Source organism: Catenulispora pinisilvae, assembly GCF_015356865.1.
GTDB classification, from domain to species: Bacteria; Actinomycetota; Actinomycetes; order Streptomycetales; family Catenulisporaceae; genus Catenulispora; species Catenulispora pinisilvae.
The window spans coordinates 1-24,736 of sequence record NZ_JAAFZA010000071.1; the positions used below are offsets into that span (position 1 = coordinate 1).

Genomic DNA, 24,736 nt, shown 5'->3' on the forward strand with positions numbered 1-24,736 from the left:
GCCACCGCCCCCGCGTCCCCGGCCGCCGGCACCTCGTCCGGTGCCGCCGCCTCCGGTGCACCACATCGTGCCGTCGCCCAAGCTCCCGGTGAAGAAGCCTGGGATCCCCCCGGCACAGGCGGCGCTGATCCCGGCCCGCCAGGACCAGGGCCCCGACTGGGGCCTGACCACACTCGTCGCCCTGATGGTCCCGGCGACCATCGCGGCGGCCGCCGCGGCCGGCGGGGCCGCCGGCGGACCAACCGGCCCGGCCACAGGAGGCAAGCCATGATGGTGTTCTGGGCGATACTCGCGCTCGTCGTCGGGGTGATCGTCGCGGTCGGACTGGCCAGGATGCTCGGCCGTTCCGAGCGCGCGGTGTCTGGCTCGCACAACCCGCAGGCCCTGTCGGTGGTCGGCAGTGCCCTGCTTTCCTCGTTCATCCTGGTGACCGCGTTCCTGATCGCCAGCACCTGGTCCACATACAACACCGACCGTCAGCACACGTATGACGAGGCCCGGTCTGTGACCACCGCGTACTGGCTGGCCGGCAAGCTCCAGCCCGCCGACCGGGACCGGGTGCGCGCCGGGCTGACCATGTACGCCGACCAGGTGATCGCCGACGACTGGCCGGCGATGGGCCGGCATCAGACCTCGGACACGGCCGCCGCCACGCTGGACGCCCTGCGGGTCGAGGTCGGCGCCGTCAAGCCGGCCACCGCGGCCGACGAGCAGGACCGGGCCGACGTCTCCGCCGCCCTGGACGACCTCTACTCCAAGCGGCTGATCCGGGCCGCGGACGTCAACTACTCGATGCCCTCGCTGCTCTACCTGGCGCTGGTGATCGCCGCCGTGCTGCTGGTCGCCTACCCGCCGCTGGTCGGACTGACCGCCAACCTTCGCAACACGGTCGTGCTGTCCGGTCTCGGCGCCATGGTCGGCTTGGGAATCCTCATCGTGATCGGGCTCTCCCATCCCTACTCCGAGCCGTTGAGTATCGCCCCGACAGCCTTCCGACACGCACTGCAACAGTTCACGCAGATCAACGGATGACGCCAGTAGCATCCGTTACCGAGTCGTTGTCAATTAACCCGTGATCGGAAACGCGCCGGGCGACTAGATTTCGGCGCAGTTTCCCTACGTAAACGGGAGGGGTCTCGTCTCATGTCAGAGAGCGAGCAGAGTACTAGAGGGCCGGTGGTGACGCCGGCCCGCCTCATCGCGGCGGTCTGCGTCATCGTGCCCTTCATCGCCGTGTTGGGGGTGCCGATTTTCGATAAGGACAAGCCGGAGGTGGCGGGCTTCCCGTTCTTCTTCTGGTGGCAGCTGCTCTGGGTCGCGGTGACGGCCGCGCTCATGGGGCTGGCGTACTACGTCGTGCGGCGCGAGGAGTTGGCGCGCCGGCCGGTCGCGGTCGGGGGGACAGTCGTAGCGGCTGCCCCGAAGGCGGACGGCGGCGACGGCGCCGCCTCTTCCGAGACGGACGGTACCGACGGTACCGACGGCACCAACGGCACCGAAGGTGACACCGCCGAGGAAGGGGACGCGGAATGACCCGCCCGCTGAGCGCATCGAGCGTCCCGACCCCGAACGTCGGCTCGCACGGCATCAACCAGACCGAGCTGTTCGTCGTCATCTTCTTCTTCCTGGTGGTCTCGGTACTCGGCTTCCTGGCCGCGCGCTGGCGCAAGGCGCGCGACGCCAACCACCTGGAGGAATGGGGCCTGGGCGGCCGCAGCTTCGGCGGCTGGATCACCTGGTTCCTGCTCGGCGGCGACCTCTACACCGCCTACACCTTCGTCGCGGTCCCGGCCGCACTGACCGCCGGCGCCTTCGGCTTCTTCGCGGTGCCCTACACGATCATCGTGTGGCCGCTGGTCTTCCTGTTCCTGCCCCGGCTGTGGTCGGTCTCGCGCAAGCGCGGCTACGTCACCCCGGCCGACTTCGCCCGTGGCCGCTACGGCTCCAAGAGCCTGGGCCTGGGCGTGGCCATCGTCGGCGTGGTGGCGACGATGCCCTACATCGCGCTACAGCTGGTCGGCATCCAGGCCTGCCTGGACGTCATCGGCATCGGCGGCAAGGGCTCCTCGACCTTCGCCAAGGACCTGCCGCTGTTCATCGCCTTCGCAGTCCTGGCGGCTTTCACCTACACCTCGGGCCTGCGCGCCCCGGCGGTGATCGCGTTCGTCAAGGACTTCCTGATCTACCTGGTCATCATCGTCGCGGTCATCTACATCCCGACCCGGGTCGTCGGCGGCTGGCACGGGATCTTCCACCTGGCCTCCACCACCAAGGGCAAGACCAAGCCCGGATTCCTGTCCCTGAACGAGGCCAACGGCAAGGCCAACGCCTTCCCCTACGCGACCCTCGCGCTCGGCTCGGCGATGGCGTTGTTCATGTACCCGCACGCGCAGATCGGCGTGCTGTCCACCAAGAATCGCAACACGGTCCGCAAGAACCTGGCCGGCCTGTCGCTGTACTCGCTGGTCCTGGGCTTCATCGCACTGCTCGGCTACATGGCCCTGGCCGTCGGCTTCAACGGCACGCCCACCGGCCACCTCGGCGGCAACGCCCAGCGCGCGGTCCCGGCCCTGTTCGACGCGGTGTTCCCGTCCTGGTTCGCCGGCGTCGCCTTCGCGGCCGTGGCGATCGGCGCCCTGGTCCCGGCGGCGATCATGTCGATCGCGGCGGCGAACCTGTTCACCCGCAACATCTTCGTGGACTTCATCAAGCCGGACGCCACCCCGAAGCAGCAGGCGCAGGTCTCCAAGACCGTCTCACTCCTGGTGAAATTCGGCGCCCTGATCTTCGTCCTGGGCCTGGACGCCACCAGCGCGATCAACTTCCAACTGCTCGGCGGCGTCCTGATCCTGCAAACCTTCCCAGCCATCGTCATCGGCCTGTTCAACCGCTGGTTCCACCGCTGGGCCCTGGTCGCGGGCCTCTGGTCGGGCGTGATCTACGGCATCGTGGTCGCCTGGCAGCAGAAGAAGTTCGCCGCCGACGGCAAGACAGTCCTCCAGCAGCACTTCGGCAACCAGATCGCGAAGGTCCCGGGCACGCACCTGTACTCGTACATCGCGATCACGGCGCTGGTCCTGAACCTAGTCGTCGCAGTGGCGCTGACCCTGGTGTTCCGGGCACTGAAGGTGGCCGACGGCGTCGACGAGACGCAGGCCGGCGACTACACCGCCGACGAAGGCGACGCCGACCTGCCGGACCTGATCGAGGCCGAGCCGGCGCTCGCGGAGATCTAGAGCCGATTTGGCCCCAGTGGTTGATCCAGCATTTGATCCAGCGTTAAGGCTGGAGCTAAAGACAAGGCCCCGATCCCTTATGGGCTCGGGGCCTTGCTTGTTCCGCAACAGGCAGCGGCAACGCGCAACGGGCAGCGGCAACGCGCAACGGGCACCGTCAGGCGGCGAGGCCGACCGCGTGCGCATACCGCCGACGGTGCCACGCGGGGGTGCCGAAGAGCTGCGAGGTGGCGTGCGCACGCTTGAAGTAGAGATGGATCGGGTGCTCCCACGTGATGCCGATGCCGCCGTGCAGCTGGATCGCCTCACCGGCGATGACGGAGAAGGCCTCGGAGCAGTAGGCCTTGGCACGTGACGCGGCGACGGTGAGTTCCTGCCCTGATACAGCTGCGAACGCGGCGGCGTAGGAGGCGGAGCGTGCCGACTCCAGAAGGGTGAACATGTCGGCGAGGCGATGCTTGACCGCTTGAAAGGAACCGATGGGGCGGCCGAACTGCACACGCTGCTTCGCATAGGCAAGGGTCAGGTCGAAGGCACGCTGGGCCGCCCCCACTTGCTCGGCGGAGATGGCGACGCAGGCCAGGTCGAGGATCCGGTCGAGGGGAGCGTCGGCACTGAGCAAGGTCGCGGGGGAGCGGCGGAATTCGACGCGCGCCTGCGGTCGACCCGGGTCGACAGTCTCGATCGACCGCAGCACGGCATCTGAGGCGGCGACCGCAAACAAACCGACACCCGGCGCTGGTTGGGACCCGCGCGCCAGGCTTCGGCGTGCCTCCTGCGCTAGACCCCGGGGTGCCTCTTGCGGCAGATCCGGGCGTGCTTCCCGCGCCAGGCCCGGAGGTGCCTCTTGCGGCAGATCCGGGCGTGCTTCCTGCGTCAGGCCCGGAGGTGTCGCTTGTGCCAGGTCCGGGCGTGCTTCGTGGGTTAGACCCGGGCGTGCCGCTTGTGCCAGGCCCGGGCGTGCTTCGTGGGTTAGACCCGGGCGTGCCGCTTGTGCCAGGTCCGGGCGTGCTTCGTGGGTTAGACCCGGGCGTGCCGCTTGTGCCAGGCCCGGGCGTGCTTCCTGCGTCAGGCCCGGAGGTGCCGCTTGTGCCAGGCCCGGGCGTGCCTCCTGCATCAGTCCACTGCGATCCGCTATCAGCGCCGGCACCACCAACAAGTCTGCCTCGCCGCCATCCAGCACATGCTCATCCACGCCAGTCAGCCGCCAGCCGCCACCTTCGCTACTAGCCTCGACAGCCCCGCCCCATCCCACCGTCGCCCGCGTCTCACCCGCTGCGATCCCCGGCAGCAAATCCCCCTTAGCCCGCACCGAATCCCCCGCCAGAATCGCCTGCGCAGCCAACGTCGTGCTCAGAAACCCGGGCGCCGCCAAAGCCGCCCCAAGCTCCTCCAACACCACATGCGTCTCCAACACCGAGAACCCGGCACCGCCGAATTCCTCGGGAACCGCAAGCCCAAGCGCTCCGACCTGCTCGGCGAGCAGCCGCCACACATCGCCACCGGCGGCCCGCTCCAGCAGCGTCCGCACCGTCCGCCGGAGTTCTTCCTGTTCGGGGTCGAAGCGCATGGCGCGGACCGTAGCCGCCTTCGCGGCAACTCGCCAGAGCGATCTAGGGGCGGTCGGGGCGGGGAGTTTTCGAGTCGGGGAGTTTCGAACCGAACTGCGGTTCGGCTGTGGCCTTAGAAGCTGTTTACGGCCTTCGGTATTAGTTGTGCCGGTTCGGGGTTCGGGTCGGCGAGTCTGTGTGTCGGCTGCCAGTTCCCGCGTTCACGACCCCGCCGCACCTCAGGCCTCTTCGACTCCGGTGGGTCGGAGCAAGGGCAAAAAGTCAAGGTCAAGAGCCCTGGTGAAGGGCCGGCGCCTCCGGCGGGGGCTCTTGGCTCCCTCGGGGAACTGGCGCTGCTCCATAGGGTGGTCCGGCTAGGGCCCTGCGGCGGCGGTCCCTGAGGCGGCTACGGTTCGTTCCCCTCGCTCGCGTCGTCAGCCCGATGGGTACAGCGCCGAACCCCGGGAGTAAAGTCCGCGCCCTTACGGTAAGCGGGCAGGTGGCGGCTGCGTACAGCGCGAACTTGACTCCCGAGAACCGGCACTGTAGGCAAAGCCCTGCCGACGCGACCGAGGGGAACGAACCGAAAACCGGCCGGAGAAGTACAAAACTGGTGGTGCGGGGCCGTCGGCTCGGTGAGTTCGGCTGCCGGTCCAGGTGCTGGTAACGCAGCAGTCGCGCGGGCGCGGATTTTGGGCTGGCGGGTGCGGACCGGCCCGGCTGCCGATATGAATACCGACGGCCAGCGGATTGGCATCGCCCCCAAGTCTGATCGAGTGCGCGTGGGTTGGAGGCTGCTTAGCGGGTGTCGAGCAAGCCCGGTGGATGCTGCCGGTGTCAAAGCGACCGGAGGGTTCCATTCGGCAGCGGCGCGCTCGGCGTTGAGCACCAGGTTGCATATTTCCTCGCGTGCGACCGCGTTGACGGCGCGCGGATCGGAGTCGGCAGATAGGTACTTCTGCACCAAGGCTTCGAAGACGACGCGAACGACGATGAATTCGGCAAGGGCGAACTGCCTCGCCTCGATTCGCGTCTCTACGGTTGCCAGTTGACGGCGGCCTTCGACCGGGTCGTGGATCAATGTCGACAGGCCATGCTCCGACTGCCGACGCGGGCTGTCGGTTCTTGGCCTTGATCACTTGTCGCCGACCGGAGATTGTCAGGAGTCTGGCTCGCATCTGGGCTTCATTGTTGCCTGCGTCGCAAGGGGTGGCAGGCCGTCTCGGCCGTGTGCAGCGGTCTCGCGTCTGGGCGGCGAAGCCGGCTTCGCCGTAGGGGGCTTTGATGAAGGGCGGGCTGGTATTCGGGGTGATGTCGAACACGGCAGACAGGTGCAGCGGGTCGTCGTTGTGCGTGACTTCCTCTACGCCTGCTGCCCCGACTTCAGTTGTGAGCGCAGCGTCTCGACCGGGACGGCCGGCAGCCCGTCGATGCTCGTCGTGTTCTTCCGCGCCACGTAATCCACGTGGAACTCCTCGTCGCGTCGTCCGAAGTACTCCGCGAGCAGCCGTCGGTCGCCCTTGTACTCCATGAACGGTACGGCGTAGCCGCATGAGTCGCTGATCCGTGTTGCCCGCACCAGGACGATCGCGCGGGCGCCGGGGTCGGCGGCGGCTGGGAACAGGGCGATGTGGTCGTCCCAGCGTGGGTCGTCGTGCCATAGGACCTCGCCGGTGCCGTGGACGCGGACGATGTTCGGTGGCCCCTCGAATGCCACCCACATCAGGGTGATGCGGCCGTTTTCGCGGAGGTGGGCCAGGCTTTCGGCGCCGCTGCCGGTCAGGTCCAGGTACGCCAGTCGGTCCGGGCCGAGGACGGCCAGGGAGCCGAGGGTGCCCTTGGGCGAGAGGTTGACGTGTCCGTCGGCGGCCAGCGGGGCGGTCGCGACGAAGAACAGGGGCTGCGCCTCGATGAACTTGCGCAGTTTGGCGTCGATGACCTCGTGCACGTTAGCCATGCTCCGAGTGTCCACCCGTGCCCGTATTCTGGGCAATATCGTTTCGAATAGTGGACGTTATTCAGTGCTTGGCACTCCCGGCAGTCGCGGTGCCAGCGAAGGCGAATCCGGCGGCAACGGTACGGGCTCGGTGGCTCGCCCCGAAGCCGCCAACTCGTCCAGATCGCCCAGCATCTGCTCGGCGAGGTCTCGTTCCGCCGCGTGGTACCGCTCGGCCCACTTCAGCGCGATCTCCGGGTACGCCCAAGCCGTCTCGTCGTGGGCGGCCTCGGCGTCCACCGCGGCCTCGGCCCGCCGCCGCTCGGAGTTGTCCCGGTGCTCGGTCACGATCTCGCGCAGCCGCTCCGGCTCGGTCAGGTGTCCCAGCCAGACCCGCAGGAGCACCCCGTGCTTCAGCACCGGTACCTCCACCGGCGCCGTCCGGGACCAGTTCCGCACCGCCTCGCGCCCGGTGTCGGTGATCGCGTACACGCGCTTGCCGCGCACCTCGTCCTGCATCACGGTCCGCGACGTCACGTACCCGTGCTTCTCCAGTCGCTTGAGCTCGCTGTAGATCTGGCTGAATGACGGCGACCAGTAGAACAGTTTCAGCGACCAGTCGGCCCACTTCTTGATGTCGTAGCCGGACAGCTCCTGCTCGAACGACAGCATGCCGAGCACCGCCCAGCTGGTCGCCGGCAGCCGCGGGTCGTCGGCGCCGGTCTCGGCGTCCACCGGTTCGTCCTGTGCTTGAGGGGCCATCTCAGCAACAGTAGTGGAGGCCGCGGCGGGCCTTGACACCTCGCACCGCCTGAGATTCCATGCGCCACGCAGTGTGTTTCTAATAGGAATACAAACCGCGGGAGGCGCCCGTGCAGTTCTCCGTGATCTTCGAAGCCCAACTCGCCGACCCCACGCCGCAGCGTGAACGCGCGACCCTGGCCGACTGCGTCGAGCAGGCCGTGGCCGCCGAGGCCGCCGGCTTCGACCGGATCTGGGCCGTGGAGCACCACTCGCTGCTCCGCTACGCCCACATGTCCGCCCCCGACGTCTTCCTGGCCCACGTCGCCGCCAAGACCAGCCGCATCCGCCTCGGCCACGGCGTCGTCTGCCTGCCGTTCGGCTACGGCCACCCGATCCGGGTCGCCGAACGGGCCGCGATGCTCGACGTCCTGTCCGGCGGCCGCCTCGACCTCGGGGCCGGACGTGGGGCGACCCGGCAGGAGATGGCGATGTGCGGTGTGGACCCCGCCTCGACCTACGAACAGGTCGAAGAAGCCTTACGGATCATCGGAAACTGCTGGACGGCCGAGCAGTTCCAGTGGCACGGACTGCTCGACATCGGCCCCGGCCAGGTGCTGCCCCGCCCGATCCAGACCCCGCACCCGCCGCTGTTCATGGCGTGTTCGAAGGCTGAGACCCTGCGCACCGCGGCCGACTACGGCGTCGGCGCGCTGGTCCTGGGCTTCGCCGGTGCCGAGGAGATCTCGGCGCTGCGGCGGGTCTACGACGCGGCGCTGGCCGAGCGCACCGGCGAGCGGTTCGTCTCGGCGGTCCGCAACGACCACTTCGCCGCACTGTGTCCGACGATCGTGGCCGACGACGGCGCCGAGGCGTTCCGGATCGGCGCGCGCGGCCAGCGCTTCTTCGCCGAGTCGATCCTGCACTGGTACGGCGGCGGCCCGGAGCCGTCCGAGGACACCGCGGACGACGACAACGCGGCCGTGCTCAAGCTGGAGCGGGAAGTGGTCGTCGCCAAGCTGCACGAGGCGAACATCCCGGTCCGTCCCAGCTCCACCGGCACCTACAACGTGGACCACGCCTACGGCACCGCGTCCCGCGCCGTCGAGTACGTCGAACAACTCGCCCGGATCGGCGTCGACGAGGTGATCTGTCTGATCCAGATGGGTACCGTCCCGCATGACGCCGCGCTGGAGACCATCGGCCAGTGGGGAGCTCATGTCATCCCGCACTTCCGGAAGAAGGACGAGACCCGATGACGCTCGATCCAAGTGCCCGCGCCATCGTCGACGTGCTCACGGCGGTCTTCCCCGATCTCGGCGAGACCGTCACCGACGCGGTCCAGGCCCGCGAAATCCTTGCGCACGCACCGGAACTGCCGATCCTGGTGGAACTTCCCTCGGTCGTGGACCGGACGGTCCCGGGGCCCGAAGGCGCCTCCGAGGTCCCGGTCCGGATCTACCGCCCGGTCGCGGATCAGGATGCTGATCCCGATGCGACGACACCTGTCGTCGTGTTCTTCCACGGCGGCGGCTTCTCGATCTGCAACATCGCCGTCTACGACAACTTCTGTCGCGACCTCGCGCACTCGACGGGCGCGACGGTGGTCTCGGTGGAGTACCGGCTCGCGCCGGAGACGCCTTACCCGGGTGGCCTGAACGACGCCTACGCCGTCACGAGTTGGGTCAGCTCGCACGCCGCTGAACTGCGAGTGGACCCGGCCCGGCTCGCCGTCGCCGGGGACAGCTCCGGCGGCAATTTCGCGGCGGTGGTGTCGTTGATGGCGCGGGATCGCGCCGCGCAGGGGAGTCCGAGCCCTGCGATCGCCCTCCAACTGCTCATCTATCCGTCCGTGGACATCGGCGAGAACGGCTACCCGTCGCGGGAGGAGAACGCGACAGGGTTCTTCCTCACCGCGAAGCACATGGCCTGGTTCCACGAGCAATACGTGCAGGGTGCCGACGTCGCCGATCCCTACATGTCGCCGATCAATGCGCCAGATCTCAGTGGTCTGCCGCGGGCCTGCATCGTCACCGCCGAGCACGATCCGCTGCGGGACGAAGGCGACGCCTACGCGGCCAGGCTCGCCGCGGCCGGGGTCGCCGTGGAGCACCTTCCGGTGGAGGGGATGTTCCATGGCTTCCTGAACATGCCGCATCCGACCGCCGCGAAGACCCGCGCCGCGGTGTTCGCCGCGGTGCGGGCCGGTCTAGCGGTCGGCCGATGAGTGCCTGAGCGCTACTTGACCGTGACGGGGGAGTTGGTGGTCCGCACCGTGATCAGGTTCTCGGAGTGGCGGTTCGAGCCGTTTTCCAGATTCGTGTCGCCGTTGGTGGCATGGGCGTCGTCGAAGTAGCTGGTGCGACCGTCGGTGGTGATGTCGACCGGCGCGTTGGTGCTCAGTGCTGTGATGTTCTTCGGGCCGCCGGCGAAGGCGGCCTGGATCGGGGCGTTCGTGGTCTTCATGTATGCGTCGCCGCCGCCGAGCTGGTCCGTGGTGATGCCGCCGTTCGTGGTCTTCAGGTTCACGGACCCGGACACGTTGCTCACCTGGACACCGCCGTTGGTGGTCACCACCTGCACCGAAACGGACGGCGCTACCTGGATGTCGATGTCCGCGCTGCCGCACTGGCCGCCGTCGCAGGACTTCGACAGGGTCAGCACGCCGTTCGCGAGACTCTGGTCGAGGGCTACCGGATGGCCGTCGCCGCCCAAGTCGCCCCACTGCAACGTGGCGTGCCCGGACACGCCGGGAACCGTGGCGTTGCCGGTGATGTGCACCGAGCTGTCGGTGTCGGACACCACGATCTTCTGGACCGGACCGGCCTGGTCGATGTCCACCTGCTCGGTCTTCTCGCTCACCGAGCCGGACACCACGAGCGCGGCGGCACCGGCCGGGACCGCGATCGCGGCGACGATGCCGAGCAGGGCGACGGTGCTGATCCGGACGGTCGTGATCGGGCGGCGGGTCGGGGTGGGTTCGGAGGTCATTTCAGGGCCCTAACTGATGGTCACGTCGCCGTTGGCGGTGGTCACGTCGATCTCGTTCGGCGACCTGCGGTCCCGCACGTTGGACAGCTGCCGTGTGCCGTTGGTGACGTGGACCGCGTCGGAGTACGCGGTGCTGCCGTCGGTGGTGATGTGCACGTCGGCGTTGATGGTGCCGGCGGTGATCCGGGACGGCGCGCCGCGGAACGAGGCGTCGATGCCGCCGTTCGTCGTCTTGAAGGAGCAGTTCGCCGACCCCAGCCCGTCGGCCTCGATCCCGCCGTTGCTCGACGTCAGCACGGCGGCGCCGCTGACCCCGTTGAGCACGATCTGCCCGTTGGAGGTGGTGGCCTGTACTGAGACGGACGCGGGCACCGTCAGTGTGATGTCGATCGGCCCGCACCCGCCGTCGGAGCAGTCCTTGGTGAGCGTCAGCACCCCGCCGGCGACACTCTGCCGCAGCGCCGCCCGCTTCCCGCCCTTGCCCTTCCACTGCACGACGGCCTGCCCGTCCACGCCCGTGACCGCCGGATCGCCGGAGATCTGCACGTCGCTCTCGGAGTCGTCGACGACGACCCGCGTGATCGGTCCCGCCGCCCGGATCGGGACCTGTGCCTGCTGGTCGGTGACCTGCGTGGACATCCCCATCGTGGCGACGGCGACCGGCACGCTCACGGCCACGATCACGCCGGCCATGGCGAGGCTGCTCATCCGCAGGGCGCCGATCGGGGCGCGGGGCGGGGTGGCGTCGAAGGTCATGAGTAGATGGTGGCTCGGCGGCGCGGGTCGGGGCGATGGGGGTAACCCCACTGTTGGGCGGTACTCACCCTACCTGGGAGGATCTTGGGGCGGCGCGGACCGCCGCCGGAGAATCTGCCGGATAGCGGTCTGACCTGCGTGAATCGTGAGTCCCGGGTCAAAGCTCCCCGAGGTCCCGGAGCAGCCGATCGCGGTGGAAGGCGGGGCCGCCCCAGGCGGCGTGCAGCGACCGGATCTTCTTGAAGTAGACGGACAGGTCGTACTCGTCGGTGTAGCCGATGGCGCCGTGGAGCTGGAGCGCGGCCCGGGCGGCACGGTAGGCGGCCTCGCTCGCGGCAGCCTTCGCGGCCGAGACATCGCGCGGCTCGGCGCTGAGCGCGGCGGCGAAGACCAGGGGCCGGGCGAACTCCAGGCCGGTGTGCGCATCGGCGAGGCGGTGCTTGACGGCCTGGTACTCGCCGATCGCGCGGCCGTACTGAACGCGCTGCTTGGCGTAGGCGACGGTCATATCGAGGGCGGCACGTCCCAGGCCCAGGAGCTGCGCGGCGGTGAGGAGCGCGGCGGTGTCGAGGATCAGCTCGGCGGGAGCGGGAGCGGGCTCGGGCTGGGGCCGCTCGGCGATGCGGAAGAGGGACCGGGTGGGGTCGAGCGAGGCGACCGGCTGCGAATCGGCAGCAGGGAAACAGGCCTCTGCGATATCGGCATTCGGTGCGTAGGGCGAGACCGGCGGCACGGCGGCGGTCACGATCGCCCCGGCGGCGATGCGCGGCCGCCACTCGGGGAGCGCGGCCGCGACGGCGAGGGATTCCGGATACGGGCCGGGAGCCGCGTGGTAGCCGATGCGCTCCATGGCGGTACACAACTCGACCGGATACTCGCCGGCCAGCGAGTGCACGCCGATGGCCGCCAGCCCGCGCCAGATCTCCAGCCCCGGCTTGGTATCACCCGCTGCCCAGGCGCGCGCCGCGGCCACGCCGTTCGCGTCGCGCAACAAGGAGTCGACCGCATCGCGGAAGTCGCGCTGCTCCTCGGTCAGTGCGAACCTCACCGCGCCGCCTCCTCAGCTCGCGCCCGATCACCAGCGTCAGGGATATCAGTGTCACCGGGGCCATCAGCACCACCGGGGACGCCAGCATCACCGGGAACACCAGCATCACCGGGGACACCAGCGTCACCGGACATCACCATCGCGCCGCGCGACTCCACTGTCACCGAGCCCCCCTCGGCAATCCGAGCACCCGCTCGGCCACCACATTCCGCTGCACCTCATTGGTCCCGGCGTAGATCGGTCCGGCGAGCGCGAACAAGTACCCGGCCATCCAGGCCGAGTCCAGCGTCTCCGCTTCCGGTCCCAGCAGATCCAGCGCCGTCTCGTGCATCGCCAGGTCCAGCTCCGACCAGAACAGCTTGTTCACGCTCGTCTCGGCCCCCAGCGTGCCGCCGTCCGCGATCCGCGCCGCGGTCTCGAACGTCGCCAGCCGGTAGGCCCGCGCGCCGATCCAGGCGTCCGCGACCCGGTCGCGGAACTCCGCCGGCCGGCCCGCCGCCTGCCACGACGACACCAGCCGTGCGGCCGTGGCCATGAACCGCCCCGGCGAGCGCAGGTAGAGCCCGCGCTCCTTGCCGGCGGTGGCCATCGTCACCTTCCAGCCCTCGCCGACGCCGCCGAGCACGTCCGCGTCGGGCACGTACACCGCGTCGAAGAAGAGCTCTGCGAAGCCCGGCTCGCCGTCGAACTGGGGGATCGGGCGTACCGTGATTCCCGGTGCGGTCAGCGGGAACAGGAAGTACGTCAGCCCTTGATGACGCTCGGCCGCCGGGTCGCTGCGGAACAGGCCGAAGCCCCAGTCCGCGAACGCCGCACGCGAGGACCACGTCTTCTGTCCCGACAGCAGCCATCCGTCGTCCGACGGCGCCCGCACCGCCGTGGAACGCAGCGACGCCAGGTCCGAACCGGCCTCCGGCTCGGACCACACCTGCGCCCAGATCTGCTCGCCGGAGGCCATCGCGGGCAGGAACCGCGCTTTCTGCGCGGCGCTCCCGTGGTCCAGCATCGACGGCGCCAGCAGGTTGATCCCGTTCTGCGACACGCGTCCCGGGGCGCCGGCGGCCCAGTACTCCTCCTCGAAGATCAGCCACTCGGTGATCGACGCGCCGCGGCCGCCGTATTCGGCCGGCCACGACACCACCGAATAGCGCTCCCGGAACAGCTCGAGTTCCCAGCGGCGGTGCGCCTCGAAGCCCTCGGCGGTGTCCATCGACGGCAGCGGTCCGGCCGGCAGGTGGGCGGCCAGCCAGGTCCGCACCGTCGCCCGGAACTCCTCCTCGGCCGTGCTGAAGCTCAGGTCCACGCGGCCTACCGTACCAAGCAAACGATTGGTAGGGTAGCCTCCGTGGACCTCACCGACACCGCCGAGGACGAGGCGTTCCGTGCCGAGGTCCGGGCATGGCTCCACGACCACCTGACCGGCGAATTCGCCGAGGCCAAGGGATTGGGCGGGCCGGGGCGCGAGCACGAGGCCTTCGACGTCCGCCTCAAGTGGGACCGCGACCTGGCGCTGCACGGCTGGACTTGCCTGGACTGGCCCAAGGAGTACGGGGGCCGGGCCGCCAGCGTCGCGCAGCAGGTGATCTTCCACGAGGAGTACGCCCGCGCCGACGCCCCGATCCGCGTCAGCCACATCGGTGAACAGCTCCTCGGCCCGACGCTCATCGCTTTCGGCACCGAGGAGCAGAAGCAGCGCTTCCTGCCCGGGATCCGGGACGTGACAGAGCTCTGGTGTCAGGGCTATTCGGAACCCGACGCCGGCTCCGACCTCGCCAACGTCAAGACCACAGCCGTGCTCGGCGAGGACGGCGCCGAGTGGATCCTCAACGGCCAGAAGGTCTGGACGTCGCTGGCGCACCTGGCCGACTGGTGCTTCGTCGTGGCCCGCACCGACCCCGAGGCGCCGAAACATCGAGGCCTGTCATACCTGCTGGTCCCGATGAAGCAGCCAGGCGTGGAAGTCCGGCCGATCCTGCAGCTGACCCGGACCTCCGAGTTCAACGAGGTCTACTTCACCGACGCCCGCACGGCCGCGGCGAACGTCGTCGGGGCGGTGGACGACGGCTGGCGGATCGCGATGGCCACGCTCGGCTTCGAGCGCGGCGTGTCGACGCTCGGGCAGCAGATCGGCTTCCGGCGCGAGCTGGACGCGGTCATCGCGCTGGCCCGCCGGACCGGCGCGCTCGACGAGCCGCTGATCCTGGACCGCCTCACCCGCGCCGGTATCGGTCTGGACGTCCTGCGCCTCAATGCCCTGCGTTCCATGACCGGTCTGGCCGACGGCGCGCCCGGCCCGGCGGCCTCGATCGCGAAGCTGGCCTGGGCCCGCTGGCACCGGGACCTCGGCGAGCTGGCGATGGACGTGCTCGGCCCGGCCGGCACCGTCACCGGACCCGACTACGACCTGGACGAATGGCAACGGCTGTGGCTGTTCAGCCGCGCCGACACCATCTACGGCGGATCCGACGAGATCCAGCGGAACGTCATCGCCGAGCGCGTTCTCGGCCTGCCGAAGGAGCCGCGAGCGTGAGTGCAGCAAAGGGGATCCCCGCGCCTTCCTACGTCCCCGGCCACAACCTGCTGGCCGGCAAGAACATCGCCGTCACCGCCGCCGCCGGAACCGGCATCGGCGCCGCGGCCGCTCGCCGCTGCCTGGAAGAAGGCGCGCGGGTCGTCGTCAGCGACCACCACGAACGTCGCCTGGAGGAAACGCGTACGGCGCTCGCCGAGGACTTCGGCGAGGACCACGTCCACGCCATCGTCTGCGACGTCACCCGCGAGGAGCAGGTGCAAGGTCTGATCGACGGTACCGCCGAGCGCTTCGGAACCCTCGACGTCCTGATCAACAACGCCGGCCTGGGCGGCACCGCCTCAGTCCTGGACATGACAGACGACCAGTGGCTGCGCGTCCTGGACGTCACCCTGAACGGCACCTTCCGCTGCACCCGGGCTGCCCTGCGCCGGATGCGCGACCAGGGCTCCGGCGGCGCCGTCGTCAACAACGCCTCGGTGACCGGCTGGCGCGCGCAGGAGGGCCAGGCGCACTACGCCGCCGCCAAGGCCGGGGTCATGGCCCTGACCCGCTGCTCGGCCCTGGACGCCGCCCCCTACGGTGTCCGGGTGAACGCCGTGGCGCCCTCGCTGGCCATGCACCCGTTCCTCGCCAAGGTCACGACCGACGAACTGCTGGCCGAGCTGACCGCCCGCGAGGCGTTCGGGCGCGCCGCCGAGCCCTGGGAGGTCGCGAATGCCATGGTGTTCCTGGCAAGCGACTATGCCTCCTACCTGACCGGTGAAGTCCTCTCCGTTTCGAGCCAACATGCCTAAGCCACCTGCCTCCGACCGCCGCGCCGAACTGCTGAACCTGGCCGCCGGCCTGTTCGCCGAGCGCGGATACAAGAACACGACGGTGCGCGACATCGCCGACGCCGCCGGGATCCTGTCCGGGAGCCTCTACCACCACTTCGATTCCAAGGAGACGATGGCGGACGAGATCCTGCGGACCTTCCTGGACGAGCTGTTCCGCGACTACCGCGCCATCGTCGAGCAGGAGAGCGATCCGCGCCGCGCCTTCGAGCAGTTGGTCGACGCCTCGTTCCAGGCCATCGACCGCAGCCACGCGGCGATCGCGCTGTATCAGAACGAGGCGAAGCAGCTGCGGCAGTCACCGCGTTTCGGGTATCTGGACGAGACCGACCGCGAGTTCCGCGAGATCTGGCTGGGGACGCTGGAGAAGGGGATCGCGTCCGGCACGTTCCGGGCGGATCTGGACGCGACCATGGCGTATCGGTTCGTGCGCGACACGGTGTGGGTGGCGGTGCGCTGGTACGCGCCGGGCGGGAAGCTCACGGCCGAGGCGGTTTCGGCGCAGTACCTCTCCATGATCCTCGAAGGGTTCCAGAGCCGGGATTAGCCGTGCCTAGCAGGGCGGGATCAGCAGTACCTAGCAGGATCAGCAGTACCAAGCAGGATCAGCAGTACCAAGCAGGGAGTGATGCAGCCATGGCCGAGGCCTACATAGTCGGGGCACTGCGGACGGCGGTCGGGCGTAAGAAGGGCGCACTGGCCGCGGCCCACCCGGCCGACCTGGGAGCACACGTCATCAAGGCGGTCGTGGACGCGGCCGGGGTGGATCCGGCGGCGGTGGACGACGTCGTGTTCGGCTGCGTCGACACCATCGGGCACCAGGCCGGCGACATCGCCCGCACCGCGTGGCTGGCCGCCGGGCTGCCCGAGGAGGTGCCCGGCGTGACCGTGGACCGGCAATGCGGCTCGTCGCAGCAGGCCGTGCACTTCGCGGCGCAGGCGGTGATGAGCGGGACGGCGGATCTCGTGGTGGCCGGCGGCGTGCAGAACATGTCGCAGATCCCGATCGCGGCGGCGATGACGGTCGCCACGCAGTTCGGCATCACGGATCCGTTCTCCGGATCGAAGGGCTGGAAGGCGCGCTACGGCGACCAGCCGGTGACGCAGTTCCACGCGGCCGAGCTGATCGCAGCGAAGTGGGACGTGTCGCGGGAAGCGATGGAGGCCTACGCGCTGGAGTCGCATCGGCGCGCGCTCACCGCGATCGACGAGGGGCGGTTCGAGCGCGAAATCGTGCCGTACGAAGGGTTCGCGGTGGACGAGGGCCCGCGGCGGGACACGTCGAAGGAGGCGATGGCCGGACTGCGGACGCTGGTCGAGGGCGGCCGGCTCACCGCGGCCGTCTCGTCGCAGATCTCTGATGCCTCCGCCGCGCTCCTCATCGCCTCCGAGGACGCGGTACGGACCCACGGCCTCACCCCGCGCGCCCGGATCCATCACCTGTCGGTCCGCGGCGCCGACCCGATCTACATGCTCACCGCGCCGATTCCGGCTACCGCGCACGCCTTGAAGAAGGCCGGCATGAAACTGGCCGACATGGACCTCGTGGAGATCAATGAGGCTTTTGCGTCCGTGGTCTTGGCCTGGGCCCGGGAGACTGACGCCGATCTCGCCAAGGTGAACGTCAACGGCGGCGCCATCGCGCTGGGCCACCCGCTCGGCGCCACCGGCGCGCGACTGATGACCACGCTCCTGCACGAGTTGGAGCGCACCGGCGGCCGCTATGGGCTCCAGACGATGTGCGAGGGCGGCGGTCAGGCCAACGTCACGATCATCGAAAGACTCTGATCTGCGACGTCTTCCCACGCCGGGATCGCCGACGGGACGGGCGGCGGGATCGGCGGCGGATAGTCGTGGGACCAGCCGCGCGATGCCCGGCGAATCGTTCGCTGAAACGTATGCGATCCGTGATGCTTATCAGTTCGTGAAGCCCGTGACCGAGCTGATTCCCGGCAGTACTCTGAATGGCGATGAACCTGAATTGGAAAGCCGGCGCGGCAGTCGCCGCCGCGGTGCTGCTGCTGGTGCTCATCGTGCGGCCGACCAGCTCGGGGCACCACTTCAAGGTGACCGCCACCGAGTACGACTGCAACGTCAAGATCAGCGACGACCCGCGCCCGCTGAACAAGGAAGTCCTGTCGACGGTGAGCATAAAGTGCGCCACGCCGCCGAAGCAGACGAACCTGGTACTCCAGCTCCAGTACCACAAGGCCGGCAACGCCCCGTGGGCGAACGCCGGCGACGCCCGCGCGTACACCGGGATGCCGACCCCGAACTATCAGGACATTAACATCACGCAGCCCTGTGCGGCCGGCAGCTGGCGGATCGAGTACTCGCTCGGCGGCGTCGCCTCGGTGCTCGGGACGAACTTCCAGCAGCCGCCGCAGTTCGGCGGCAGCAAGGACATCAGCGACTCCCAGTGCGTCAACTCCTGAGCTCATCTCACCCGCTCTGACCAGGGATTCAACCCTTGGTGATCACCCACGCGGAGGTATCGGGGTGCGCGCGCCCCGGGCCGGTCATGCGAGCCTACTTAGGGCACCCTACGTGCCTGACTGGTTACTCGAAGGAGTACTCGCATGCGTAAGATCGCCACCATCGCTGCCGGCGCCGCTCTCGCGGCCGGCGTGGTCCTGGTCCCGGTCGCTACTGCCAGCGCGGCCACCTCTGCCACCGCCAGTCCTCCGGTCACCAACGTGCATCCGCGAGTATCCCTCTACGACTGCATCGCATCGGGCGGCCAGGTCCTGGAACTCCAGCCTGGCTACGGCATCTGCTTGGGTGGCCCGCTCGATGGCCAGCCGGTCTGGTGGTAGTCGCACAGCAAGACCAGCATCGCAGGTTGGCATAGTCACAGCACGCATGGGTCTCCGCGTCTGCCTGACGCGGGGACCCTTGCGTGTGTTGGGAATTCCGGCTCTGTCTTTAGCTCGCGGTCTTTGCGCTGCCCGCGGCCGATCCGCCGCTGCTCCGCTCCGCGTGCGCCGCCCGCGCCTCCCGCCGGCTCTTATCCAGCGGGTCGCCGTGCCAGAGCATCGACAGGCCGATGAACAAGTTCAGTAACACTCCCACGATCGCGTAGTTCCACCCGCCGAGGGCGTGTTGTCCGGGGATCGGCGCGAGGGTGTATGTCAGGATCCAGGCGGCGGCCACTACCAGGCAGCCGAGGATCACCGCGCCGAACCACGGGGGCGAGGGCTTGTCATTCATGGCGCTCCTGTCAACTTGGACCCTTGCCCTGCAGTGTGATGCGTGCCACTCTCATTGTGCAAGGGATCCAATAGCGGAATCCCTCGAAAGCGTGCCGGAGAACGACAGAACGCAACAGACAGGAACGGACAGCGGGAGGCTGTGACATGTCGGCGTCGACCCTCAGTACCAGTGAGCTGCGACCGGAGGCGCAGGCCTGGCAGGACGGCAAACGCTACCTGTGGCCGCTGGCCCTGGTGGTGCCGATCCTCCCTTACGTGGGCTACGGCCTGTGGCACCGCTTCGACAACGCGCTGGCCTGGTACCTGACCCCGTTCCTGGTCTACGTCATCGTGCCGGTCGGGGACTGGCTGATCGGCGAGGACGCCGCCAACCCGCCGGTGGAGCGGGAGGCGCAGCTCCAGTCGGCCTGGTACTACCGGGTTCTGACGTTCCTCTATCTACCGCTGCAATTCGGGTCGCTGGTGCTCGGAGCGTGGGCCTGGAGCCAGCCGCACGTCAACCTGGCGTCCAAGGTCGGCATCGTGATCACCATCGGCATCGTGACCGGCATCGCCATCAACACCGCGCACGAACTCGGGCACAAGCGCGAGGAAGTGGAGCGCTGGCTGTCGAAGATCGCGCTGGCGCCGTCCGGCTACGGGCACTTCTACGTCGAGCACAACCGCGGGCACCACGTGCGGGTCGCGACGCCTGAGGACCCGGCGTCGGCGCGCCTGGGCGAGTCCTTCTACCGCTTCTGGCCGCGTACCGTGTGGGGCTCGCTGAAGTCGGCGTGGGCGCTGGAGACGAAGAAGCACCGGCTGCGCAAGCGTTCGCCGTGGTCGCTGCGCAACGACGTGCTGAACGCCTGGCTGATGACGGTGCTCCTGTTCGCGGCGCTGACCGTCTGGCTCGGGGTCGGGGTGCTGCCGTTCCTGCTGCTACAGATGGTGTTCGGCTTCTCGCTGCTGGAGATCGTGAACTATCTGGAGCACTACGGCCTGCTGCGTCAGCGCACTGATAGCGGCCGCTACGAGAAGGTCGAGCCGGTCCACAGCTGGAACAGCGACCGGCTGTCGACGAACGTCTTCCTGTACCAGCTCCAGCGGCACAGCGACCACCACTCCTACCCGAACCGCCGCTACCAGGTCCTGCGCTCGTTCGACGAGGCCCCGCAGCTGCCCGGCGGCTACGCGACGATGATCGTGGTCGCGCTGTTCCCGCCGGCCTGGCGCCGGTTGATGGACCAGCGCGTGCTGGACCACTACGACGGCGACGCGCTGAAGGCGAACCTGACGCCGAAGCTGCGGGCCAAGTACGAGGCCGAGTACGAGGCTGGGGCTGGGGCTGGGGCTGAGGCGGCGGCGCGCGGCTGAGCCACGCCGCCGAGTAGGGAAGCGTCCCCGGCTCCTTCACACGCTTCTTACTCCCTCACATGATGGAGTGGGTGCGTAGAAAGGCTTCCCGGCCCTTGACCCGCCCGACCCAAGCGTGCTGATATCACTCACGCAGGGATGCCGACCCGAGGGGTGGTTTCCTTTGCGTTCCCCGATGTCGCTCTGGTACCGCTACCGGTTCGGCGCGTTCTTGTTCTGCGCTCTCCTGGTGTCGGCGGCGTCGGTGGGTACGGCCGCGGCCGTGATCGCGGCCTGGGTGGCCGAATAGGCGGCGCCGTACAGCTGGGCCAGCCCCGCGGCCGTCTCCGCGATCCGCTCCCGCAACGTCTCCGGCGCCAGTACCTCGACCCCGGCGCCCAGCTTCAGGAATTCGCCGTGGGCGTGGGTCAGCGACTCGATCGGCACCGTCGCCTTCACCCAGCCGGCCCGCTCGCAGTCGTCCTCGGCGGTGGTGTCCACCGCCTTCACCACATCCGTGGCCATCACCTCCGCCAGCCGCCGCCGACCGCCCGGCGAGAGCCGGATCAGCGCCTCGCCCTGGACCAGCCGGGTCCGGAACTCCGCGACCTGGTGGGACCAGTAGGAGTCGAGGTCGAAGTCCGCCGGCCGCTCGAAGCGCGAGTCGTCGTCCTGCAGCGCGGTCAGTTCCAGGATCTGGTTCACGCGGTAGGTGTTCACCCGCCCCGCCGATTCCGCGACCGCGTACCACTTCCCGGTCTTCAGCACGATCCCGTACGGCGCCAGCGTCCGCTCGACCTCCGTCGGCTCGGTCCACCGCCGGTACAGCACCCTGATACGCCGTTGGTTCCACACCGCCTCGGCGACCGCGGGCAGGAAGGCGCTGGTGTCCCCGTCGTCGTACCAGCCGGGCGCGTCGAGCAGGAAGCGCTCCTGGATCCGGCCGCTGCGGTCGGCCAGCTCCGGCGGCAGTGCGGCCTTCACCTTCAGCTGCGCGGCGGCCATCACCGAGCCCAGTCCCAGCTCCGCCGCCGGTCCCGGCAGCGCGGCCAGGAACATCGCCTGCGCCTCGTCCGCCGACAGGCCGGTCAGCCGGGTGCGGTAGCCGGCCAGCAGCTGGTAGCCGCCGGCCGGGCCGGCGTCGCCGTAGAGCGGGATGCCGGCCTCGTGCAGCGATTCGACGTCCCGGTAGATGGTGCGGACCGAGACCTCCAGTTCGTCGGCGAGTTGCTGGGCCGTCATGCGTCCCCGCGTCTGCAACAGCAGGAGCAGGGAGACGAGTCGACTGGCGCGCATAGCTGGATTATCCGTCCAGCCGCCGACAGATTCGCGTTACGCCGTGAACCCGGTGCGGACCTTCGTGCCGCGGCTCGCGGCCCGGGCCTGCTCGAAGTCCGCGCGCACGAGGGCGTAGACCACCATGTCGCGGTACTCGCCGGCCCGGAAATGGCAGCCGCGGGTGATGCCCTCGCGCAGCAGCCCGGTCTTCTCCAGCGACCGCTGCTCGGCCAGGTTCTCGACGTCCGTCGAGGCCTCCACCCGGTTCACCGTCGTGTTCTCGAACAGGTACGCCACCAGGAGCCGCTGCGCCTCGGTGCCGTAGCCCTTGCCCCGGCCGGCCGGGATCAGGCCGATGCCGAAGTTCAGGCCCGGGGCCGGGACCGGGCCGTAGTGCACCGGGTGCCAGCTGACGTGGCCGATGTACTCGCCGTCGGCCTCGACCGCGAGCCGGCCGGTCAGATCGCCCCACTTCTGGTACGCCTCGCCCGATTCCACGCTCTTGCGCAGCCGGTTCGGGTCGGTGAAGCCGTAGAAGCTGTAGGGGTCGTTCTCGGGGGTCGACACGTTGGCCTCGTCGATGGCGCAGTCTTCCAGCGTGATCGGTCGGAGCCGGACCGTGGTCCCGGGGGTGTCGTAAGTCATAGACGCCAAGTTAGCCCACTACCGTCGCGGACGTCTTGACCATTGTCGCGACCGCCTCGGCGATGATCCGGTCCACCAGTTCCTCGCAGCTCGGCAGGTCCTCGATCAGTCCCACGACCTGGCCGGCGGACAGTACGCCGGCCGCCGGGTTCCCCTGGACCAGCCCGGCCTTCAGCAGCATCGGGGTGTTCGCGGCCATCACCACCTGGCCGAGCCGCAGGCCGTGGTGCTTGCGCATGGCCAGGCCGTCCTTGACCATCGCCCGCAACGACATCCCGGTCATCTTCTTGAACGCCAGGCCGTTGCGGGCCGAGCGCACGAGCGAGCTGACGCGTCCCGAGTCCTCGATCCGCTCCACCAGGCCGGTGCGGAGCACGCGGTGCGGCACACCGTCGATCTTCGGCGTCGCGACGGTCCCGTTGACGTCCTTGGCCAGATACAACGCCTTCACGGCTTCGGGGACGCGGGAGTCGGACGTCAGCAGGAACCGCGTTCCCATCGCCACGCCCTCGGCGCCGAATGCCAGCGCCGCGGCCAGTCCGCGTCCGTCGAAGAAGCCGCCGGCCGCCACCACCGGGATGTCCACGGCCGCGGTGATCTGCGGCAGCAGCAGGCTGGTGGCGACGCCGCCGGTGTGCCCGCCGCCTTCGCCGCCCTGCACGATGACCGCGTCCACGCCCCAGGCCGCGACCTTCTCGGCGTGCCGCTTCGCGCCGATCGACGGGACCACGACCGTTCCGGCGTCTTTGAGCTTCGCGATCAGTTCTTGTCTCGGGGCCAGGGCGAAGGACGCGACGCGCACGCCTTCTTTGATCAGCAGGTCCACGCGTTCGGCGGCGTCGGCGGCGTCAGCCCTCAGATTCACCCCGAAAGGAGCATCAGTACGCTCCTTCACCTCGCGGATCGCCGTCGCCAGTTCCTCGTAGGACATCGTCGCCGAGGCCAGGATCCCCAGCGCTCCGGCCCGGGCCGTCGCCGTCACCAGGTGCGGGCCGGCGACCCAGCCCATGCCGGTCTGCACGATCGGGTGCCGGACGCCGACGAGCTCGGTCCAGCGTGTGCGGATCCGCTGCTCCAACATGCCTCGCTCAGCCCCTTTTGGCGGACGGGACTTCGCGCTCGCGGGTGTTCTCCGGATCCAGGACCTCGCGGATCAGCCACAGAGCCACGTCGTCCGGCTCCGGGGTGGTCTCCGGATTGTCGGTGCCGACCAGGACGAAGCCGGTCGCCTCGACCACGTCGTCGACCGAGACGCCGGGATGGACCGAGCGGATCCGCATCCGGTTGTCCTTGGTCTGGAAGTCGAAGACGGCCAGGTTCGTCACCACGCGGCGCAGTTCGTGGAACCGCGCCGCGTGTCCCACGCCCCGGGCCCGGTCGTATCCGAGCCCTGAGACGACGTCCACCTTCTCCACGAACACCTTGGGGGAGTGGTTGGCGATCCAGTAGCTCGTCGGGTGGTTGACGGTGTTGCCCGGCGCGCCGCGCACGCCGATCAGCTGTGCCTTGGGCCGGGCGAAGTCGGTGCCGATGGCGGAGATGTTCTGGTTGCCGAACTTGTCCAGCTGGCTGGCGCCCATCATCACGTGGCGCGAGCCGTGCCAGACGAAGTCGAACAGCTGGCGGTAGGGGATGTGCGCCTCGACGAGGGAAGCAGTGCCCGTGGGGTCGGTCAGGTAGTCCGCGTCTCCGTCGGAGAGCATGAGGCCCAGGGCGAAGGTCATCTTGGCCAGCCGGGCGCCGAGCGCCGGGATCAGGCCCATCGGCGAGGCGATGATCTCGCCGTCGCCGCGCCAGGCTTCGGCGCAGGCCGCCACGCAGATTTCGGCGCGGGTCACGTCGCGGGTCACGTCGCTCATCGGCTTGCCTCCACGAAGATCTCGCCGGCCGCGTATGCCTTCTGCGCCACCTCATCGCGGCCGTAGTCCGGTACGCAGCTGGTGAAGCCGGCGCCGCCCGGGGCCTCGATGACGCCGTCCACCATCATCCGGTTGATCTTCAACGACTGCGGCGGACCGGCGGCGGCCAGCTCGGCGGTGTCGACGATCCGCTCGCACGAGACGTAGCGCTTCTCGGCCGCCAGGCAGTACAGGTCGTCGAAGTAGATGTCAGGGCCCAGATACTGGGCGTTGCCGAAGATGTCGGCCCGGTTCATGTGGACCAGCGCGGCGTCCAGGTGGATCGCGGGCATGGCCAGCAGCTTCTCGCCGTCGTCGTACGGCGAGTCGACGGTCCGCAGGCCGGGGTTGTTCCGCATGACGTCCGTGCCGAGCCCGGCCCGGGTCGGCAGGAACGGCAGGCGCAGCGCGGCGGCGTACAGGCCCCACTGCAAGGAGCCTTCGTCGAACTCCGACACCTCGATCTCGCCGTTCTGGCGGGCCCTGCGGAAGTGCGGGTCCAAGGGGATCGAGTCCAGGGAGACGAACCCGTACACCGCTTTGCGCACCTTCCCGGTCGCGCACAGCATCCCGACGTCCGGTCCGCCGTACGACACGACGGTCAGGTCCTTCAGGCTGGATTTGGCGATCGCGGTCACCAGGGCCATCGGTTTGCGCCGCGAGCCCCAGCCGCCGATGCCCACCGTCATGCCGTCGCGCAGCTCGGCGACCACCTCGTCGACGGTCATCCCTTTGTCGTGCATG

At 69.1% G+C, this 24,736-nt stretch carries 24 protein-coding genes and 2 pseudogenes; 13 read left to right on the plus strand and 13 right to left on the minus strand.

The genetic code is table 11. The features are described from left to right. The 4 genes and pseudogenes from IZR01_RS20525 to mctP form a co-directional block, all read left to right on the plus strand. Positions 1-271: pseudogene (locus IZR01_RS20525) on the plus strand (hypothetical protein); the annotation flags it as partial. Beyond that, on the plus strand, positions 268-1,032 hold the full coding sequence (locus tag IZR01_RS20530; RefSeq protein WP_194895020.1) for a bestrophin-like domain: 765 nt from the start codon (positions 268-270) through the stop codon (positions 1,030-1,032). The pseudogene IZR01_RS20525 and the gene IZR01_RS20530, both read left to right, overlap by 4 nt. 111 nt (positions 1,033-1,143) lie before the next feature. Further along, complete coding sequence (locus IZR01_RS20535) at positions 1,144-1,533, plus strand: DUF3311 domain-containing protein (RefSeq protein ID WP_194924767.1); 390 nt, start codon at positions 1,144-1,146, stop codon at positions 1,531-1,533. Continuing rightward, positions 1,530-3,236: a monocarboxylate uptake permease MctP gene (mctP, locus tag IZR01_RS20540; protein ID WP_228554753.1), complete on the plus strand. Its 1,707-nt coding sequence runs from the start codon at positions 1,530-1,532 to the stop codon at positions 3,234-3,236. Before IZR01_RS20535 ends, mctP begins: the two co-directional genes overlap by 4 nt. Positions 3,237-3,393: 157 nt before the next feature. On the opposite strand, the gene IZR01_RS20545 is transcribed toward mctP, so the two are convergent. The 3 genes from IZR01_RS20545 to IZR01_RS20560 form a co-directional block, all read right to left on the minus strand. Next, positions 3,394-4,806, minus strand: a complete 1,413-nt coding sequence (locus IZR01_RS20545; RefSeq protein WP_228559895.1) for an acyl-CoA dehydrogenase family protein — start codon at positions 4,804-4,806, stop codon at positions 3,394-3,396. A 1,343-nt stretch (positions 4,807-6,149) separates the two neighbouring features. Continuing rightward, positions 6,150-6,743, minus strand: coding sequence for a pyridoxamine 5'-phosphate oxidase family protein (locus IZR01_RS20555; RefSeq protein ID WP_194924768.1), 594 nt, complete (start codon positions 6,741-6,743; stop codon positions 6,150-6,152). Between the two features lie 57 nt (positions 6,744-6,800). Next, positions 6,801-7,484, minus strand: a complete 684-nt coding sequence (locus IZR01_RS20560) for a PadR family transcriptional regulator (protein WP_194895024.1) — start codon at positions 7,482-7,484, stop codon at positions 6,801-6,803. Between the two features lie 110 nt (positions 7,485-7,594). On the opposite strand from IZR01_RS20560, the gene IZR01_RS20565 reads away from it, so the two are divergent. Both IZR01_RS20565 and IZR01_RS20570 read left to right on the plus strand, forming a co-directional pair. Next, a complete protein-coding gene (locus IZR01_RS20565; protein WP_194924769.1) occupies positions 7,595-8,722 on the plus strand; it encodes an LLM class flavin-dependent oxidoreductase in 1,128 nt (375 codons plus the stop codon). Beyond that, the gene (locus tag IZR01_RS20570) at positions 8,719-9,690 is read left to right on the plus strand and encodes an alpha/beta hydrolase (RefSeq protein ID WP_194924770.1); all 972 of its coding nucleotides are present in this window, start codon (positions 8,719-8,721) and stop codon (positions 9,688-9,690) included. The genes IZR01_RS20565 and IZR01_RS20570 overlap by 4 nt, the downstream gene beginning before the upstream one ends. 11 nt (positions 9,691-9,701) lie before the next feature. On the opposite strand, the gene IZR01_RS20575 is transcribed toward IZR01_RS20570, so the two are convergent. The 4 genes from IZR01_RS20575 to IZR01_RS20590 form a co-directional block, all read right to left on the minus strand. Then, positions 9,702-10,454 carry a DUF4097 family beta strand repeat-containing protein gene (locus IZR01_RS20575; protein ID WP_194924771.1) on the minus strand — a complete coding sequence of 251 codons (753 nt, stop codon included), beginning with the start codon at positions 10,452-10,454 and terminating at the stop codon, positions 9,702-9,704. A gap of 9 nt (positions 10,455-10,463) precedes the next feature. After that, positions 10,464-11,210 (minus strand): DUF4097 family beta strand repeat-containing protein, encoded by a 747-nt coding sequence (locus IZR01_RS20580; protein WP_194924772.1) that lies wholly within the window; start codon positions 11,208-11,210, stop codon positions 10,464-10,466. Positions 11,211-11,367: 157 nt separating this feature from the next. Beyond that, positions 11,368-12,258 carry an acyl-CoA dehydrogenase family protein gene (locus IZR01_RS20585; protein ID WP_194924773.1) on the minus strand — a complete coding sequence of 297 codons (891 nt, stop codon included), beginning with the start codon at positions 12,256-12,258 and terminating at the stop codon, positions 11,368-11,370. Positions 12,259-12,418: 160 nt separating this feature from the next. Continuing rightward, positions 12,419-13,561 carry an acyl-CoA dehydrogenase family protein gene (locus IZR01_RS20590; protein ID WP_194924774.1) on the minus strand — a complete coding sequence of 381 codons (1,143 nt, stop codon included), beginning with the start codon at positions 13,559-13,561 and terminating at the stop codon, positions 12,419-12,421. A gap of 42 nt (positions 13,562-13,603) precedes the next feature. Here IZR01_RS20590 and IZR01_RS20595 point away from each other — a divergent pair, with 42 nt between their 5' ends. The 6 genes from IZR01_RS20595 (at position 13,604) to IZR01_RS20620 (ending at position 18,440) form a co-directional block, all read left to right on the plus strand. After that, positions 13,604-14,788, plus strand: coding sequence for an acyl-CoA dehydrogenase family protein (locus IZR01_RS20595; RefSeq protein ID WP_194895031.1), 1,185 nt, complete (start codon positions 13,604-13,606; stop codon positions 14,786-14,788). Between the two features lie 14 nt (positions 14,789-14,802). Beyond that, complete coding sequence (locus IZR01_RS20600; RefSeq protein ID WP_194924789.1) at positions 14,803-15,585, plus strand: SDR family oxidoreductase; 783 nt, start codon at positions 14,803-14,805, stop codon at positions 15,583-15,585. Beyond that, positions 15,578-16,171 (plus strand): TetR/AcrR family transcriptional regulator, encoded by a 594-nt coding sequence (locus IZR01_RS20605; protein WP_194895032.1) that lies wholly within the window; start codon positions 15,578-15,580, stop codon positions 16,169-16,171. The genes IZR01_RS20600 and IZR01_RS20605 overlap by 8 nt, the downstream gene beginning before the upstream one ends. An 89-nt stretch (positions 16,172-16,260) precedes the next feature. Continuing rightward, positions 16,261-17,412, plus strand: coding sequence for an acetyl-CoA C-acetyltransferase (locus IZR01_RS20610; RefSeq protein ID WP_194924775.1), 1,152 nt, complete (start codon positions 16,261-16,263; stop codon positions 17,410-17,412). A gap of 182 nt (positions 17,413-17,594) precedes the next feature. Continuing rightward, a complete protein-coding gene (locus IZR01_RS20615) occupies positions 17,595-18,059 on the plus strand; it encodes a hypothetical protein (protein ID WP_194895034.1) in 465 nt (154 codons plus the stop codon). A 144-nt stretch (positions 18,060-18,203) separates the two neighbouring features. Beyond that, a complete protein-coding gene (locus IZR01_RS20620; protein ID WP_194895035.1) occupies positions 18,204-18,440 on the plus strand; it encodes a hypothetical protein in 237 nt (78 codons plus the stop codon). Positions 18,441-18,549: 109 nt separating this feature from the next. Here the strand turns inward: IZR01_RS20620 and IZR01_RS20625 are convergent. Then, positions 18,550-18,837 (minus strand): annotated as a pseudogene (locus tag IZR01_RS20625) (cell division protein CrgA); the annotation flags it as partial. A gap of 143 nt (positions 18,838-18,980) precedes the next feature. Here IZR01_RS20625 and IZR01_RS20630 point away from each other — a divergent pair. Further along, positions 18,981-20,192: an alkane 1-monooxygenase gene (locus tag IZR01_RS20630; RefSeq protein ID WP_194924776.1), complete on the plus strand. Its 1,212-nt coding sequence runs from the start codon at positions 18,981-18,983 to the stop codon at positions 20,190-20,192. A gap of 192 nt (positions 20,193-20,384) precedes the next feature. Here IZR01_RS20630 and IZR01_RS20635 read toward each other — a convergent pair whose 3' ends face one another. The 5 genes from IZR01_RS20635 to IZR01_RS20655 are packed head-to-tail and all read right to left on the minus strand — an operon-like array spanning position 20,385 to position 24,735. Next, on the minus strand, positions 20,385-21,467 hold the full coding sequence (locus IZR01_RS20635) for a helix-turn-helix transcriptional regulator (protein ID WP_267254852.1): 1,083 nt from the start codon (positions 21,465-21,467) through the stop codon (positions 20,385-20,387). A gap of 36 nt (positions 21,468-21,503) precedes the next feature. Continuing rightward, on the minus strand, positions 21,504-22,094 hold the full coding sequence (locus IZR01_RS20640; RefSeq protein WP_194924777.1) for a GNAT family N-acetyltransferase: 591 nt from the start codon (positions 22,092-22,094) through the stop codon (positions 21,504-21,506). 10 nt (positions 22,095-22,104) lie between these two features. After that, positions 22,105-23,175: an NAD(P)H-dependent flavin oxidoreductase gene (locus IZR01_RS20645; protein ID WP_194924778.1), complete on the minus strand. Its 1,071-nt coding sequence runs from the start codon at positions 23,173-23,175 to the stop codon at positions 22,105-22,107. Between the two features lie 7 nt (positions 23,176-23,182). Then, the gene (locus tag IZR01_RS20650) at positions 23,183-23,953 is read right to left on the minus strand and encodes a CoA-transferase subunit beta (RefSeq protein WP_194895039.1); all 771 of its coding nucleotides are present in this window, start codon (positions 23,951-23,953) and stop codon (positions 23,183-23,185) included. Next, complete coding sequence (locus IZR01_RS20655) at positions 23,950-24,735, minus strand: CoA transferase subunit A (protein ID WP_194924779.1); 786 nt, start codon at positions 24,733-24,735, stop codon at positions 23,950-23,952. Before IZR01_RS20655 ends, IZR01_RS20650 begins: the two co-directional genes overlap by 4 nt. Position 24,736 lies beyond the last annotated feature (1 nt).